The 13,439-nt window shown below is 60.6% G+C and carries 10 protein-coding genes and 5 tRNA genes; 7 read left to right on the top strand and 8 right to left on the bottom strand.

All coding sequences use genetic code 11. The features are described 5' to 3' along the window. Positions 1–13: 13 nt before the first annotated feature. Together C2U30_RS17250 and C2U30_RS17245 are read right to left on the bottom strand one after the other, a co-directional pair. Entirely contained in the window at positions 14–1,111 is a 1,098-nt protein-coding gene (locus C2U30_RS17250) for a tyrosine-type recombinase/integrase (protein ID WP_103244172.1), read from the bottom strand. 116 nt (positions 1,112–1,227) lie between these two features. Next, positions 1,228–1,312 (bottom strand) — tRNA-Leu (locus C2U30_RS17245). Positions 1,313–1,455: 143 nt separating this feature from the next. On the opposite strand from C2U30_RS17245, the gene C2U30_RS17240 reads away from it, so the two are divergent. Beyond that, entirely contained in the window at positions 1,456–1,968 is a 513-nt protein-coding gene (locus tag C2U30_RS17240; RefSeq protein WP_199767287.1) for an RDD family protein, read from the top strand. A gap of 143 nt (positions 1,969–2,111) precedes the next feature. On the opposite strand, the gene lptG is transcribed toward C2U30_RS17240, so the two are convergent. Beyond that, positions 2,112–3,182, bottom strand: a complete 1,071-nt coding sequence (gene lptG / locus C2U30_RS17235; protein WP_103244170.1) for an LPS export ABC transporter permease LptG — start codon at positions 3,180–3,182, stop codon at positions 2,112–2,114. Positions 3,183–3,207: 25 nt separating this feature from the next. After that, entirely contained in the window at positions 3,208–4,320 is a 1,113-nt protein-coding gene (lptF, locus tag C2U30_RS17230; protein ID WP_029313726.1) for an LPS export ABC transporter permease LptF, read from the bottom strand. A 172-nt stretch (positions 4,321–4,492) separates the two neighbouring features. Between lptF and pepA the strand changes: the two genes are divergently transcribed. From pepA to pbpG, 6 genes are all read left to right on the top strand, one after another. Next, entirely contained in the window at positions 4,493–6,004 is a 1,512-nt protein-coding gene (gene pepA, locus C2U30_RS17225; RefSeq protein WP_043154144.1) for a leucyl aminopeptidase, read from the top strand. A 169-nt stretch (positions 6,005–6,173) separates the two neighbouring features. After that, positions 6,174–6,629 (top strand): DNA polymerase III subunit chi, encoded by a 456-nt coding sequence (locus C2U30_RS17220; protein ID WP_043154142.1) that lies wholly within the window; start codon positions 6,174–6,176, stop codon positions 6,627–6,629. Between the two features lie 65 nt (positions 6,630–6,694). Further along, positions 6,695–9,547 (top strand): valine--tRNA ligase, encoded by a 2,853-nt coding sequence (locus C2U30_RS17215; protein WP_158654920.1) that lies wholly within the window; start codon positions 6,695–6,697, stop codon positions 9,545–9,547. A 208-nt stretch (positions 9,548–9,755) separates the two neighbouring features. Next, entirely contained in the window at positions 9,756–11,048 is a 1,293-nt protein-coding gene (locus C2U30_RS17210; protein ID WP_043154138.1) for a hemolysin family protein, read from the top strand. 18 nt (positions 11,049–11,066) lie between these two features. Further along, complete coding sequence (locus C2U30_RS17205) at positions 11,067–11,732, top strand: DedA family protein (protein WP_010672956.1); 666 nt, start codon at positions 11,067–11,069, stop codon at positions 11,730–11,732. 178 nt (positions 11,733–11,910) lie between these two features. After that, entirely contained in the window at positions 11,911–12,696 is a 786-nt protein-coding gene (gene pbpG / locus C2U30_RS17200) for a D-alanyl-D-alanine endopeptidase (protein WP_372587724.1), read from the top strand. A 329-nt stretch (positions 12,697–13,025) separates the two neighbouring features. On the opposite strand, the gene C2U30_RS17195 is transcribed toward pbpG, so the two are convergent. The 4 genes from C2U30_RS17195 to C2U30_RS17180 form a co-directional block, all read right to left on the bottom strand. Then, a tRNA-Arg gene (locus C2U30_RS17195) sits at positions 13,026–13,102 on the bottom strand. A 27-nt stretch (positions 13,103–13,129) separates the two neighbouring features. Further along, positions 13,130–13,206, bottom strand: a tRNA-Arg gene (locus C2U30_RS17190). Between the two features lie 27 nt (positions 13,207–13,233). Beyond that, positions 13,234–13,310: transfer RNA gene (locus C2U30_RS17185), tRNA-Arg, on the bottom strand. Between the two features lie 25 nt (positions 13,311–13,335). Beyond that, a tRNA-Arg gene (locus C2U30_RS17180) sits at positions 13,336–13,412 on the bottom strand. Positions 13,413–13,439 lie beyond the last annotated feature (27 nt).

Here is a 13,439-nt window from a genome sequence, read left to right as displayed (position 1 = left end):
TGACATCTGCTATTTAGAAAAGGCTATCTGTTGTTGCCCCTCCCTTTTCCTCACCCCCTTTCAGGGGATAGCGTGTGCAGATAGTTGACAGCCTATCTATTGCTATGGAACCGAAAACGCGCTCAGTCAGGGCTGCTTTGTGTGCCACACACAGGTGGGCGTACCGCATAACCATCGCAAGGGTCTTGTGCCCCAAGTGGTTGGCGATCTCCAACAGAGTCGCACCATTCATGGCAAGCAAAGAGGCGCAGGTATGGCGCAAATCGTGGAACCGGAAGTCGGTGATTGCGGCCTCGATAAGGCAAACTTTCCAGTGATGATCGAAGTGTTCAAACGGCCCATGCAATGCCGAAGTGTGGGGGAACAGATAGGCATCTCCCACCTGGCGGAACGGCATTAGCTCTTGAATGACGGCTGCTGTCAGCGTCAAAACACGCTGCGAGCCATTCTTAGTGCGCGGCAGGTGCGCAGTCTTACTCTGAAAATCGAGATTTGACCATTTCAGGTTGATCAGCTCACTCCTACGGGCTCCGGTTGCAATAGCCATGTGGATGAGCAGATGCAAACGCTCCCACTTGCTGGTACTTGCAGCTTTCAAGAGGCGGGAGAGCTCATCATCAGATAAGAAGCGGGTGCGGCCATTATCCTCAGCCTTCTGGCGAACTTCGCGGGCAGGATTGTGCTTGGTGTTGTGCTGCTCGTTAAACCACTCGAACAAGCTGGAGATAGCCGCCTTGTAGCGATTAAGGGTGGCCGGGGACTTCTTGCCCTTTGTCAGCACATCCAGGGCAGCCTTGATATGTTGACGCGTGACCTTACCGACAGGCCTCCCCTTGAGGTGCTCAGCCCACCAACCAAGACGCTGGATGATCGAGCGATCACGGCCTTTATACTGGTCGAGAAATGTCGTTATTGCGGAATCAATGAGGATTGTGGAAAGGCTGGAATGCGTCAAAGCATTGGCCATGTCATCGTAAACAATGAGCTGTGCCATAAAGGCTTCAGCGGCTTTTTTGGTGTTGAAGGTTTGACCAATTCGACGGCCATTCTTCATGAACTGAACGCGATAGCTAGTGCCACGCTTTCCGGTGATTTTTTGAATGTTTGCCATGGTTGAAATCCTCTTGCACGAAATTGCACGAAGTTTTGGTTTTCAACCGCAGTACTCAGGAGACATAACGCCGCATCTGCCGCGCTAACCTGTTGACCAAACAGGGTTTGAATGAATGGTGCCCGGGGTCGGACTCGAACCGACACGTATTGCTACGGCGGATTTTGAATCCGCTGCGTCTACCGATTTCGCCACCCGGGCAGCTGCGAGGGATTATACGAATGGCGCTTGGCCATGCAAGGTGTTTTTCTTGCGCCCACCGTTGTTTGCTCATTTATTCAACGCCTTGCCGATGCCAGGCCAGTTACATAGAATGCCCGCATCATATTAATGGAATAATCATCATGGCCAAGCGCAAGACCCCCTCCCCTCTCCAGCCTGCTCCCCGGCATCCGTCCGCCGGTCTGCTGCGCCGTCTCGGCGCCCTGCTCTATGACTATCTGGTGGTGATTGCCCTGCTGATCATCGCCGGCTTCATCGGCATGGGGGTGGCCCACCTGCTGCTGGCCACCGGCATGGCGAGCGTCCCCGAGGGCAAGGATGCCGCCTGGCTGCTCACCAGCCCCCTCTACAGCGCCTGGCTGGCCTTCGTCATCTGCGGTTTCTACACCTGGTTCTGGGTCCGCGCCGGCCAGACCATCGGCATGCGGGCCTGGCGCCTGCGCATCCAGAACCTGGACGGCAGCAATATTCGCGTCACCCAGGCCCTGATCCGGCTCGCCACCTCGGCCTTTGGCCTGGGCAACCTGCTGTGTGTGTTCAATCGCGCCCGCCCCCGCGCCTTCCAGGACATCTGGGCCGAGTGCGAGGTGGTGGTGCTCGGCAAGACGGAAAACCTGGAGCAACTCAATCGCTGATCCCAAGACGGCAACGAAAAAGGGCACCCCGAGGTGCCCTTTTTGTTGACCAGAACTGACTGCTTGCAGCCCAGAACCTTGACGGAAACGGTGCATCGAGAGCAATGGCCGCCTTTTGTCAGCAGCCCTCGCCCTTCAGGCTGCTACTGCTTGCGGCTCAGGATATAGAAGGAGATGCCGCCAAACAGCAGGCTGGGTGCGATGGCCGCGAGGATGGGCGGGACCGCATAGACCAGGCTGACCGGGCCGAACACCCTGTCGCTCACATAGACCGCGAAGCCGGTCATGATCCCCATCAGCATCCGCGCCCCCATGCTCACCGAGCGCAGCGGGCCGAAGATGAAGGAGGAGGCGAGCAGTATCATGGCCACCACGGAGAGCGGTGAGAGCAGCTTGCGCCACATCTCCAGCTTGTAGCGTCCGGCATCCTGCTTGTTGGCATCCAGATAACCGATGTAGTCCCGCAGCCCCGAGATGGGCAGGTTCTCGGGATCGATGCTGACCACCCCGAGCTGCTTGGGGGTCAGCTCGGATTGCCAGGCCATCTGGGCATGCTCTTCGTCCTGGATCCGGGTGGGATCGTCAAACCGGGTGATGTGCACCTGTTTCAGCAGCCAGTGGTGATCCTCGAACCCCCCCTCCTTCGCCTGCACCACGTCGATCAGGTTGCGGGACGGAGTAAAGCGGTAGAGGGTGATGCCGGTCAGGGCGCCATCGTTGCGCACCCCGTTGATGTTGACGAAGTTGTTGCCATCCCGTGCCCAGACCCCGTAGGCCGAGACCGTGAGCCGCCCTTCCGACATGGCCCCCGCCTTGATGTCATCCGCCATCCGCTTGGCGGCCGGTGCGACGTACTCGCCCATCAGCCCCACCAGCAGCATCAGGGGAATGGCGGTCTTGAGCGCCGCCATGACGATGCTGATCTTGGAGCGACCCGCCGCCTGCATCACCACCAGCTCGGAGCTGGTCGCGAGCTGGCCCAGACCGATGAGGCCACCGAGCAGGGCCGCCAGGGGGAAGAAGAGCACCGCCTCCTTGGGCATGGAGAGCAGCACGTAGTAGAGGGCGTTGAGCATGTCGTAGTTGCCTTCCCCGACCGCCTTCAACTGCTCCACGTACTTGATGAGCGCGGCCAGCCCGACCAGGGTCAGCTCGCACAGCAGGATCGACATGAAGATGACCCTGCCTATGTATCTATCGAGAATGCCGAACATCAGCAGAGACTCCCAGGTTGCAGCATCACGCTGACTTTCTCTTGAACAATTGCCCTTTGACCCCGTTCCACCAGCTGGTGCCCTGCAGGTTGAGAGGCAACCCTATCAGCAGCAGATAGACCAGGGGCACCAGGAACATCCCGGGCCAGTGGGGCAGACGCCCGCTGTCGATGGCCGACCGGGCGGCACTGAGCAGCAGGAAATAGGAGAGATAGAGCAGGATGGCCGGCAGCAGCTTGGCGTAACGCCCCTGACGGGGATTGACCCGCGCCATCGGCACCACCAGGAAGGTGAGCACCAGGATGGAGAGGGGCAGCGACAGGCGCCACTGCAATTCGGCCATCAGCTGGTTGTCCTGGGTGCCGAGCAATGCCAGGGTCGGCTTGGCCGCCGCCTTGCGGTTGGATCGCTCCATCTCCTGCTGGCGGATCACCAGGCTGTATTCACGGAACTCCGATACCTGGAACTGCTTGCCGGTGAAATGCCCCTCGTAGCGCGAGCCATCCTTCAGGGTCAGCCACTGCAAGCCGTTGCTGTCGGCGGTCACCTGCCCCTCGTTGGCCACCACCACTGACGGGGGTGAGCCACCCTCGGCCCGTTGCAGCACGAAGATTTTCTGCAACTCCGACCCCTTGTCGTTCAGATCCTGGATGTAGGCCACCAGGCGCCCCTTGTCGAGCTCCATGAAGCGGCCGGCCTGCAGGAAAGAGATACCGGGATCGGCCTTGAACTCGTCGATCACCTGGTACTCCCGCTCCTTGGCCTGGGGGGCGACCCAGCCGGTATTGAACGCCGCGACGGCGGCGGTCAGCAAGGCCAGCACCAGGGCGCTGCCCATGATGAAACGGTGACTGAAACCCACCGCGTGCATCACCGTCATCTCGCTTTCCGCGTACAAACGGCCGTGAGCAAACAGAATGGCTAAAAACAGACTGATAGGCAGCATCAACAACGCCATATTCGGCAGGTTGAGCAGCAGGAGGGTGGATACCAGGCGCGTCGGCACCTCACCATCGGCGGCATCGCCAATGATCTGGATAAATTGCTGGCTGACGAAGATAAGCAGCAGCACGAACAGCACCGCTAGCTGGGTTTTCAGGGTCTCCCTGAACAAATATCGGAAAACGATCACAGTCATTCCCAAGTAAACTTGTGTTTTTAGTCGAATGCCTGAAAAATAGGGCCCTATATTGGATTTTTACCAGTTTGAACTGCGGAGCCTGTGACTGTTCGCTCCGCCTCTGATACCCCAACAAGCACCGCATTATTCAATAAATGGTGCCTTTTGTCTTTAGGATGTAGGAGATTCCATGGAGTTCAGTGTAAAGAGTGGCAGTCCTGAGAAGCAACGCAGTGCCTGCGTCGTGGTCGGCGTTTTTGAGCCCCGCCGCCTCTCTCCGGTTGCCGAACAGCTGGACAAGATCAGCGACGGCTACCTCAGCTCGCTGCTGCGCCGTGGCGACCTGGAAGGGAAACCGGGCCAGATGCTGCTGCTGCATCAAGTTCCGGGCGTGCTTAGCGAGCGCGTACTGCTGGTCGGGTGCGGCAAGGAGCGCGAACTCGACGAGCGCCAGTACAAGCAGATCATCAACAAGACCATCACCACCCTGAACGAAACCGGCTCCATGGAGGCGGTCTGCTTCCTGACCGAGCTGCACGTCAAGGGTCGGGATACCTACTGGAAGGTGCGTCAGGCGGTGGAAACCACCAAGGCGGGCCTCTACAGCTTCGATCAGTTCAAGACCAACAAGGCCGAACCGCGCCGTCCGCTGCGCAAGCTGGTCTTCAACGTGCCGACGCGTCGGGAACTGACCATAGGCGAGCGCGCCATCAACCACGGCCTGGCCGTGGCGAAAGGGGTGCGCATCTGCCGCGACGTGGCGAACATGCCGCCCAACGTCTGCAACCCCGCCTACCTCGCCTCCCAGGCCCGCCGTCTGGCGGATGCCTATGACAACATCACCACCAGGGTGGTGGGGGAGCAGGAGATGGCCGAGCTCGGCATGAACTCCTACCTCGCAGTGGCCCGCGGCTCCGAGAACGAAGCCATGATGGCCATCATCGAGTACAAGGGCAACTCCGACGCCAAGCCCATCGTGCTGGTGGGCAAGGGGCTGACCTTCGACTCCGGCGGCATCTCCATCAAGCCGGCAGACGGCATGGACGAGATGAAGTACGACATGGGTGGCGCCGCCTCCGTGCTCGGCACCATGCACGCCCTGGCCCAGTTGCAGCTGCCCATCAACGTCATCGGTGTGCTGGCGGGCTGCGAGAACATGCCGGGGGGCAACGCCTACCGCCCCGGTGACATCCTCACTACCATGTCCGGCCAGACCGTCGAGGTACTCAACACCGACGCCGAAGGCCGCCTGGTGCTGTGCGATGCCCTCACCTATGTGGACCGCTACGATCCCGAGACCGTGATCGACGTGGCGACCCTGACCGGTGCCTGCATCATCGCCCTTGGCCACCATACCTCTGGCCTCTTGGCGAACCACAACCCCCTGGCCCACGAGCTGCTCAACGCCTCCGAACAGGCCGGCGATCGCGCCTGGCGTCTGCCTCTGTTCGACGAGTATCAGGAGCAGCTGGAAAGCCCGTTCGCGGACATGGCCAACATCGGTGGCCGTCCGGCCGGTACCATCACCGCCGCCGCCTTCCTGTCGCGCTTCACCAAGAAGTACAACTGGGCCCACCTGGATATCGCAGGGACCGCCTGGAAGAGCGGCAAGGAGAAGGGCTCCACCGGCCGTCCTGTGCCCCTGCTGACCCAGTTCCTGCTCAACCGGGCCGGCGTGGCGGACGTCGAAGACAAGGAGTGATTCCCTTATCCATCGACTCGAAGAGCGATGCGAGAAGGCGTTACCCTGTATCACAAGGAAGAGGCCTGCCTCTTCCTTGTTTCATTGAGAGAATCCGGGAAGTCCGTGCCAGACGCGGCTCCCGAAGACGGCCAATCGCAGTCCGTCACAGCCAAACGGGACCGACCTGATGAGCCAAGTGACCTTTTACCTGATGAGCCAGCCCGATGATGCGGATGCCTCCGCCGTCGAGCGCCTCGCCTGCCAGCTTGCGGCCGATGGCTGGAGCGCAGGCCACCTCTATCTGCTGTGCGAGGACGAGGCCCAGGCCCTGCGTCTGGACGAACTGTTGTGGCAGTTGCCGCCCGATCGCTTCGTGCCGCACCAGTTGCAGGGGGAGAGCGGTCAGGCCCCGGTGGAGATAGGCTATCAGCCGCCACGGCGGCGCTATGCCTGCCTCATCAACCTGGCCCGGCAGACACCTTTGTTTGCAGGACACTTCGCTCAAGTGGTAGATTTTGTCCCCACTGACGAAACGCAAAAGCAGCAAGCCCGCGAGCGCTACAAGCACTATCGCCAGGCGGGCCATACCCTCGAGATGAGGGATCAGCCCGTCCTTGCCGCACCGGATCCGGCGCAGCCCTGACTGTGCCACCCTCGATCCACGACGAATCAACACCAGAATCCATCCATCCAGAATACGGCGAGACCATGGAAAAGACTTTTAATCACAACGCCATCGAACAGGCGCTCTACCAGCACTGGGAAGCCCAGGGTTACTTCAAGCCCCACGGCGACACCAGCAAAGACTCCTTCTGCATCATGATCCCGCCGCCGAACGTCACCGGCAGCCTGCACATGGGCCACGCCTTCCAGCAGACCCTGATGGACACCCTGATCCGCTACAACCGCATGCAGGGCAAGAACACCCTGTGGCAGGCGGGTACCGACCACGCTGGTATCGCCACCCAGATGGTGGTTGAGCGCAAGATCGCCGCCGAAGAGGGCAAGACCCGCCACGATTACGGCCGGGAAGCCTTCATCGACAAGATCTGGCAGTGGAAGGAAGAGTCCGGTGGCACCATCACCCGTCAGATGCGCCGTCTGGGTGACTCCGTGGACTGGGAGCGCGAGCGCTTCACCATGGATGAGGGCCTCTCCGCCGCCGTCCAGGAAGTGTTCGTGCGCCTGTACGAAGACGGCCTGATGTATCGCGGCAAGCGTCTGGTGAACTGGGATCCCAAGCTCAACACCGCCATCTCCGACCTGGAAGTGGAAAACCGCGAGATCAAGGGCCACATGTGGCACCTTCGCTACCCGCTGGCCAACGGTGCCAAGACCGCCGAAGGCAAGGATCACCTGATCGTCGCCACCACCCGTCCGGAAACCATGCTGGGCGATACCGCCGTGGCCGTGAACCCGGAAGACCCCCGCTACAAGGCGCTGATCGGCCAGCACATCCTGCTGCCGCTGGTGAACCGTCTGATCCCCATCGTTGCCGACGAACACGCCGACATGGAGAAGGGCACCGGCTGCGTGAAGATCACCCCGGCCCACGACTTCAACGACAACGAAGTGGGCAAGCGCCACAACCTGCCGATGATCAACATCTTCACCCTGGACGCCCACGTGCGTGCCGAGGCCGAAGTGGTCGATACCAATGGCAACCCGAGCACCGCCTATGACGCCGCCCTGCCGACCGAGTTCGCCGGGATGGAGCGCTTCGCCGCCCGCAAGGCCATCGTCGCCAAGCTGGACGAGCTGGGCCTCCTGGCCGAGATCAAGGATCATGTGCTGCAACAGCCTTACGGCGATCGCGGCGGCGTGCCCATCGAGCCCATGCTGACCGACCAGTGGTACGTGCGCGTGGCCCCCATGGCCAAGACCGCCATCGAGGCGGTGGAAGATGGCCGCATCCAGTTCGTGCCGAAGCAGTACGAAAACATGTACTTCTCCTGGATGCGCGACATTCAGGACTGGTGCGTCTCCCGTCAGCTGTGGTGGGGTCACCGCATCCCGGCCTGGTATGACGATGCCGGCAACGTCTACGTGGGCCGCAACGAAGAGGAAGTGCGCGCCAAGCACAGCATCCCGTCCGTGACCGTGCTGCGTCAGGACGAAGACGTGCTCGACACCTGGTTCAGCTCCGCCCTGTGGACCTTCTCCACCCTGGGCTGGCCGAACAACACCGAGGCGCTCAAGACCTTCCACCCGACCGACGTGTTGATGAGCGGCTTCGACATCATCTTCTTCTGGATTGCCCGGATGATCATGATGACCATGCACTTCATCAAAGACGAAAACGGCCAGCCGCAAGTCCCGTTCAAGACCGTCTACATCACTGGTCTTATCCGTGACGAAGAAGGCCAGAAGATGTCCAAGTCCAAGGGCAACGTGCTGGATCCCCTCGACATGATCGACGGCATCTCGCTGGAAGATCTGCTGGAGAAGCGCACCGGCAACATGATGCAGCCGCAGATGGCCGAGAAGATCGCCAAGCGCACCGCCAAGCAGTTCCCGGAAGGGATCAATGCCCACGGCACCGACGCCCTGCGCTTCACCCTGGCGGCGCTCGCCTCCACCGGTCGTGACATCAACTGGGACATGAAGCGCCTGGATGGCTACAACAACTTCTGCAACAAGCTGTGGAACGCCTCCCGCTATGTGCTGATGAACACCGAAGATCAGGATTGCGGCTTTGCCGGTGGCGAGATGCAGTTCAGCCTGGCGGATCGCTGGATCCAGTCCCAGCTGCAAGTGGCCATCCGTGACTTCCGCACCGCCCTCGATACCTACCGCTTCGACATCGCGGCAGGCGTGTTGTACGAATTTATCTGGAACCAGTTCTGTGACTGGTATCTGGAGCTGACCAAGCCGGTACTGACCAAGGGCTCCGAGGCCGAGCAGCGCGCTGCCCGCCACACCCTCGTCAGCGTCCTCGAGAACCTGTTGCGCCTGGCTCACCCGATCATCCCGTTCATCACCGAGACCATCTGGAAATCGGTCGCCCCGCTGGCTGGCGTACACGCCGACACCATCATGATTCAGGCTTTCCCGGAGTTCGACGCCGCCAAGGTGGACGAAGCCGCGATGGCGGATCAGGAGTGGGTGAAGGAGTTCATCGTCAGCATCCGCAACATCCGCGCCGAGATGAACGTGGCCCCGAGCGTGCCCCTCAACGTGCTGCTCCAGTGCGATGCCAAGGATGCCCAGCGCGCCCAGGGCAACGAGGCCTTCCTCAAGTCGCTGGCCCGTCTGGAATCCATCCGCGTACTGGCGGCCGGTGAAACCGCCCCGCTGTCGGTCAAGAAATTGATCGGTGCCACCGAGCTGATGATCCCGATGGCCGGTCTCATCGACAAGGAAGCCGAGCTGGCCCGTCTGGCCAAAGAGGTGGCCCGTCTGGTGGGCGAGTGCGGCCGCATCGAAGGCAAGCTCGGCAACGAAGCCTTCGTCGCCAAGGCGCCGGAAGCGGTCATCATCAAGGAGCGCGAGAAGCTGGAAGATTACCGTCTCCAGCTGACCAAGCTGGAAGCCCAGCAGGCCGAGATCGCCGCGCTCTAAGCGACAGCGCAACATGACAAGCCCCCGTTTATCGGGGGCTTTTTCATGTCAGGGGTTCAGTTCTCCCTCTCCGGCCCCGCAGTTTTATCCCTCCCGCCGGGACGATATTCAAAAATTCACGAGCCAAATCACCTCCTTTCACAAGCGCAGAGCCCGCAAATTCATTACACTGCCAGCGGTCTTTTCTTATCGGGAGTGCTGCTGCAGTATGGAAATATTGATCCTGTTTGGATTGATTTTGCTCAATGGCGTCTTCGCCATGTCGGAAATCGCCATCGTGACGGCACGCAAGGCACGTCTCGCCAAAATGGCGAGCGAAGGGAGCCGCTCCGCCGCCATCGCCCTCAAGCTCGGGGAAGATCCGACCCATTTCCTCTCCGCCGTGCAGATCGGCATCACCAGCATCGGTCTGCTCAACGGTATCTATGGCGAGTCCCTGCTGGCCCAGCCCTTCGCCCTCTGGCTGCAGGAGTGGGGGCTCTCCCCCAAGAGCAGCAGCCTGCTCGCCACCGTCATCGTGGTCGTGCTGGTCACCTATCTCTCCATCGTGGTAGGGGAGCTCGTGCCCAAACGCCTCGGACAGCTCAGCGCCGAGCGCATCGCCTGTCTGGTAGCCCGCCCCATGCTCTGGCTGGCGACCCTGACCCGTCCCTTCGTCTGGTTGCTCTCCGCCTCCACCAACGCCAGCCTGCGGCTGCTGCGGGTCGATCAGCGCAGCAGCAACAACGTCACTCAGGAGGAGATCCACGCCATGCTGGTGGAGGGCTCCGAAGCGGGGGTGATCGAGGACCATGAGCACACTATGTTGCGCAACGTGTTCCGCCTCGACGAACGCAGCCTGGCCTCCCTGATGGTGCCGCGCAGCGACATCCGCTATCTGGACCTGTCACTGCCGCTGGAAGTGAACCTCCAACGTCTGGTGGAGTATCGCCACAGCTTCTTCCCTGTCTGTGACGGCAGCCTGTCGGATCTCGTCGGCATCCTCAACGTCAGCAAGGTGCTGCACGCCTACATCAAGGGAGAGCCCATCGATCTGGCGGCGCTGACCCAGGACGGCAGCCTGCTGCCGGAGACCCTCAATGGCCTGGAGCTGCTCAACCACTTCCGTACCCACTCCGAGCACATGGTGCTGGTGGTGGACGAATATGGCGAGCTGCAGGGGCTGGTCACCCAGCAGGATCTGCTGGAAACCCTGGCCGGCGACTTCCAGCAGGAAGATGGGGAGGACAACTGGGCCTTCCAGCGCGCCGACGGCAGCTGGCTGCTCGACGGCCTCATTCCGCTGCCAGAATTGAAGGACTGTCTGGAGCTGGTTCGTCTGCCGGAAGAAGAAAAACATCACTATCACACCCTTGGAGGGCTTATCATGCTGCTCCTTGGCCGCCTTCCCCAGACCGGAGACCTGGTCACCCTGGAACAGTGGCAACTGGAAATCGTGGATATGGACGGCCTGCGCATCGACAAGGTACTTGCCCTGCCCTTGACCGACCAACCCAGCTAACCTGCGGAGTTTGCATGTATGGAGCAGTTTTACCACCTGGCTCACGCCTTTATGCATCAGGATCTGGCGACACTCTCTGATCCCAAGATGGTCTTCATGGTCTATGTCGTCCTGCTGACCTTCCTGGTGCTCGAGAATGGCTTTATCCCCACCGCCTTCCTGCCAGGGGATACCCTGCTGATCCTGACCGGCGTGCTGATCTATCAGGGGGTGTTGCCGATGGCGGTGGTCCCGCTGCTGATCATGGCGACCTTCGTCGGTACCTGGCTTGGCTACATGCAGGGGCGTTTCCTCGGCCACACCCGGATGTATCACAGGCTGATGTCCCATCTCGATGACAAGCACAAGGAAAAGGTGCACTACCTGCTCAACAAGTACGGCATCATCACCCTGATCACCGCCCGCTACATCGCCTTCGTGCGTACCGCCTACCCCTATATCGTCGGCGCCAACGAGATCCCCCAGGGGCGCTTCCTGGTGGTCAACCTGATCAGCTCCATCATGTGGATCTGCCCCCTGGTCGGGCTGGGTTACTACCTGAGCCACACCAAGCTGGCCGCGCAGTATGAGTCCCAGTTTCTCAGCGTCATTCTCTACCTGCCGGTCGTGCTGCTGGTGGGCGGCCTCATCGCTCTGGTCTGGCGCTGGTGGAGCAGACGCAAGCCCGGCGTCTCCAGAGAGTGAGACAAACCACAGGGTCGCCCACAGGCGGCCCTTTTTTATGGAAAATAGTGGCGAATTCCCCCAGCTCGCTCTTGTAAAGCAGGGGCAAAAATGAGTGAATCTAGCGCCTTTTTTCGCTGTGGATGGAGTTGGTTGTATGGGGTGTTGGATTCGCGCAATCGCGCTGGTAGGTGGATTGATGGGACTGCTGGGTTCGCAGACAGCCCTGGCGACCCCCGACCCGGCCAAGCTGCAGCTCAAGTCGGGCAGTGCCCTGGTGATGGACGTCAACACCGGCAAGACCCTGTATCAGAAAAACCCCACCCGGGTGCGCCCCATCGCCTCCCTCACCAAGCTGATGACGGCGCTGGTGGTGCTGGATGCCCGCCAGAACCTCAATCAGACCCTGACCATCGATCAGAACGACAGGGACAACATCAAGCACACCTATTCACGGGTGCGCATGGGCACCCAGGTCAGCCGCCGCGACGCCCTGCATCTGGCGCTGATGTCCTCCGAGAACCGCATGGCATCGGCGCTTGCCCGCCACTACCCGGGGGGGCGCCAGGCCTTCATCCGCGCCATGAACAACAAGGCCAGACAGCTCGGCATGCGCAACACCCGCTACTATGACTCCACCGGTCTCTCCACCCGCAACGTCTCCACCGCCCAGGATCTGGCCAAGCTCCTCTCTGCGGCCTATCGACAGCCGCTGATCCGTGAATTCACCCAGGACACCAGCAGGGAGATGCGCTTTCGCAAGCCGGCCTACAGCTTGATGTTCAACAATACCAACCCCCTGGTGAAGAACCCGGACTGGGATGTACGCCTCTCCAAAACAGGCTATACCGACGAAGCGGGCCGCTGCCTGCTGATGCGTGCCAAACCGGATCGTCAGGAGCTCGCCATCGTACTGCTCAACTCGGTGGGCAAACGCACCCCTGTCGGGGATGCCAACCGCATCCGCAAGTGGCTGAAAAGCTGATTCTCTCCACGAAGACATGAAAGGATGCCGCGGCATCCTTTTTTATTGCCAGCCAAACGCCTCAGCAGGCCGCCAGAGGGCGCCAGCCCCGTACAGCATAGATGCGCATGGTTCGGGCCCCCAGGTCGCCACAGGCACGGCCACGGGATGCGTCAGCAGCCTGCCAGGCAAGACACGTGGAGAGTGGTGACCCGGGGGCACGTGCAGCAAGGGGGAACCGTCCCCCGTGGGAGCGTCAGGGAGAAGGACACGAGAAAGGCAACCCCATGATGGGGAGGAGGATATCGCCCATAAAAAAACAGCCCCGACTGACGTCGAGGCTGTCTGTATGGTGCGCCCGAGAGGATTCGAACCTCTGACCACCTGGTTCGTAGCCAGGTACTCTATCCAGCTGAGCTACGGGCGCTCACAACTTGTTGCACTGCTTGAAATATGGTGCGCCCGAGAGGATTCGAACCTCTGACCACCTGGTTCGTAGCCAGGTACTCTATCCAGCTGAGCTACGGGCGCTCATAAATTGTTGCACAGCTTTAAACATGGTGCGCCCGAGAGGATTCGAACCTCTGACCACCTGGTTCGTAGCCAGGTACTCTATCCAGCTGAGCTACGGGCGCTCATAAATCATTGTATTGCTTGAAATGGTGCGCCCGAGAGGATTCGAACCTCTGACCACCTGGTTCGTAGCCAGGTACTCTATCCAGCTGAGCTACGGGCGCCCTGTTTTCAAACGATAAAAAAAGCTT

Origin of the sequence: Aeromonas sp. ASNIH5 (assembly GCF_002902865.1) — a bacterium.
GTDB classification, from domain to species: Bacteria; Pseudomonadota; Gammaproteobacteria; order Enterobacterales; family Aeromonadaceae; genus Aeromonas; species Aeromonas caviae.
This window is presented reverse-complemented; position numbering and strand designations above follow the sequence as displayed.

What these genes read in the sequence shown, in the direction of transcription:
- C2U30_RS17220 (WP_043154142.1), top strand. Translation starts at nt 6,174, where the DNA reads ATGAGCCAAGTGACCTTTTACCTGATGAGCCAGCCCGATGATGCGGAT.
- C2U30_RS17250 (WP_103244172.1), bottom strand. Translation starts at nt 1,111, where the DNA reads ATGGCAAACATTCAAAAAATCACCGGAAAGCGTGGCACTAGCTATCGC.
- pepA (WP_043154144.1), top strand. Translation starts at nt 4,493, where the DNA reads ATGGAGTTCAGTGTAAAGAGTGGCAGTCCTGAGAAGCAACGCAGTGCC.
- lptG (WP_103244170.1), bottom strand. Translation starts at nt 3,182, where the DNA reads ATGTTCGGCATTCTCGATAGATACATAGGCAGGGTCATCTTCATGTCG.
- C2U30_RS17205 (WP_010672956.1), top strand. Translation starts at nt 11,067, where the DNA reads ATGGAGCAGTTTTACCACCTGGCTCACGCCTTTATGCATCAGGATCTG.
- lptF (WP_029313726.1), bottom strand. Translation starts at nt 4,320, where the DNA reads ATGACTGTGATCGTTTTCCGATATTTGTTCAGGGAGACCCTGAAAACC.
- C2U30_RS17240 (WP_199767287.1), top strand. Translation starts at nt 1,456, where the DNA reads ATGGCCAAGCGCAAGACCCCCTCCCCTCTCCAGCCTGCTCCCCGGCAT.
- C2U30_RS17210 (WP_043154138.1), top strand. Translation starts at nt 9,756, where the DNA reads ATGGAAATATTGATCCTGTTTGGATTGATTTTGCTCAATGGCGTCTTC.
- pbpG (WP_372587724.1), top strand. Translation starts at nt 11,911, where the DNA reads ATGGGACTGCTGGGTTCGCAGACAGCCCTGGCGACCCCCGACCCGGCC.
- C2U30_RS17215 (WP_158654920.1), top strand. Translation starts at nt 6,695, where the DNA reads ATGGAAAAGACTTTTAATCACAACGCCATCGAACAGGCGCTCTACCAG.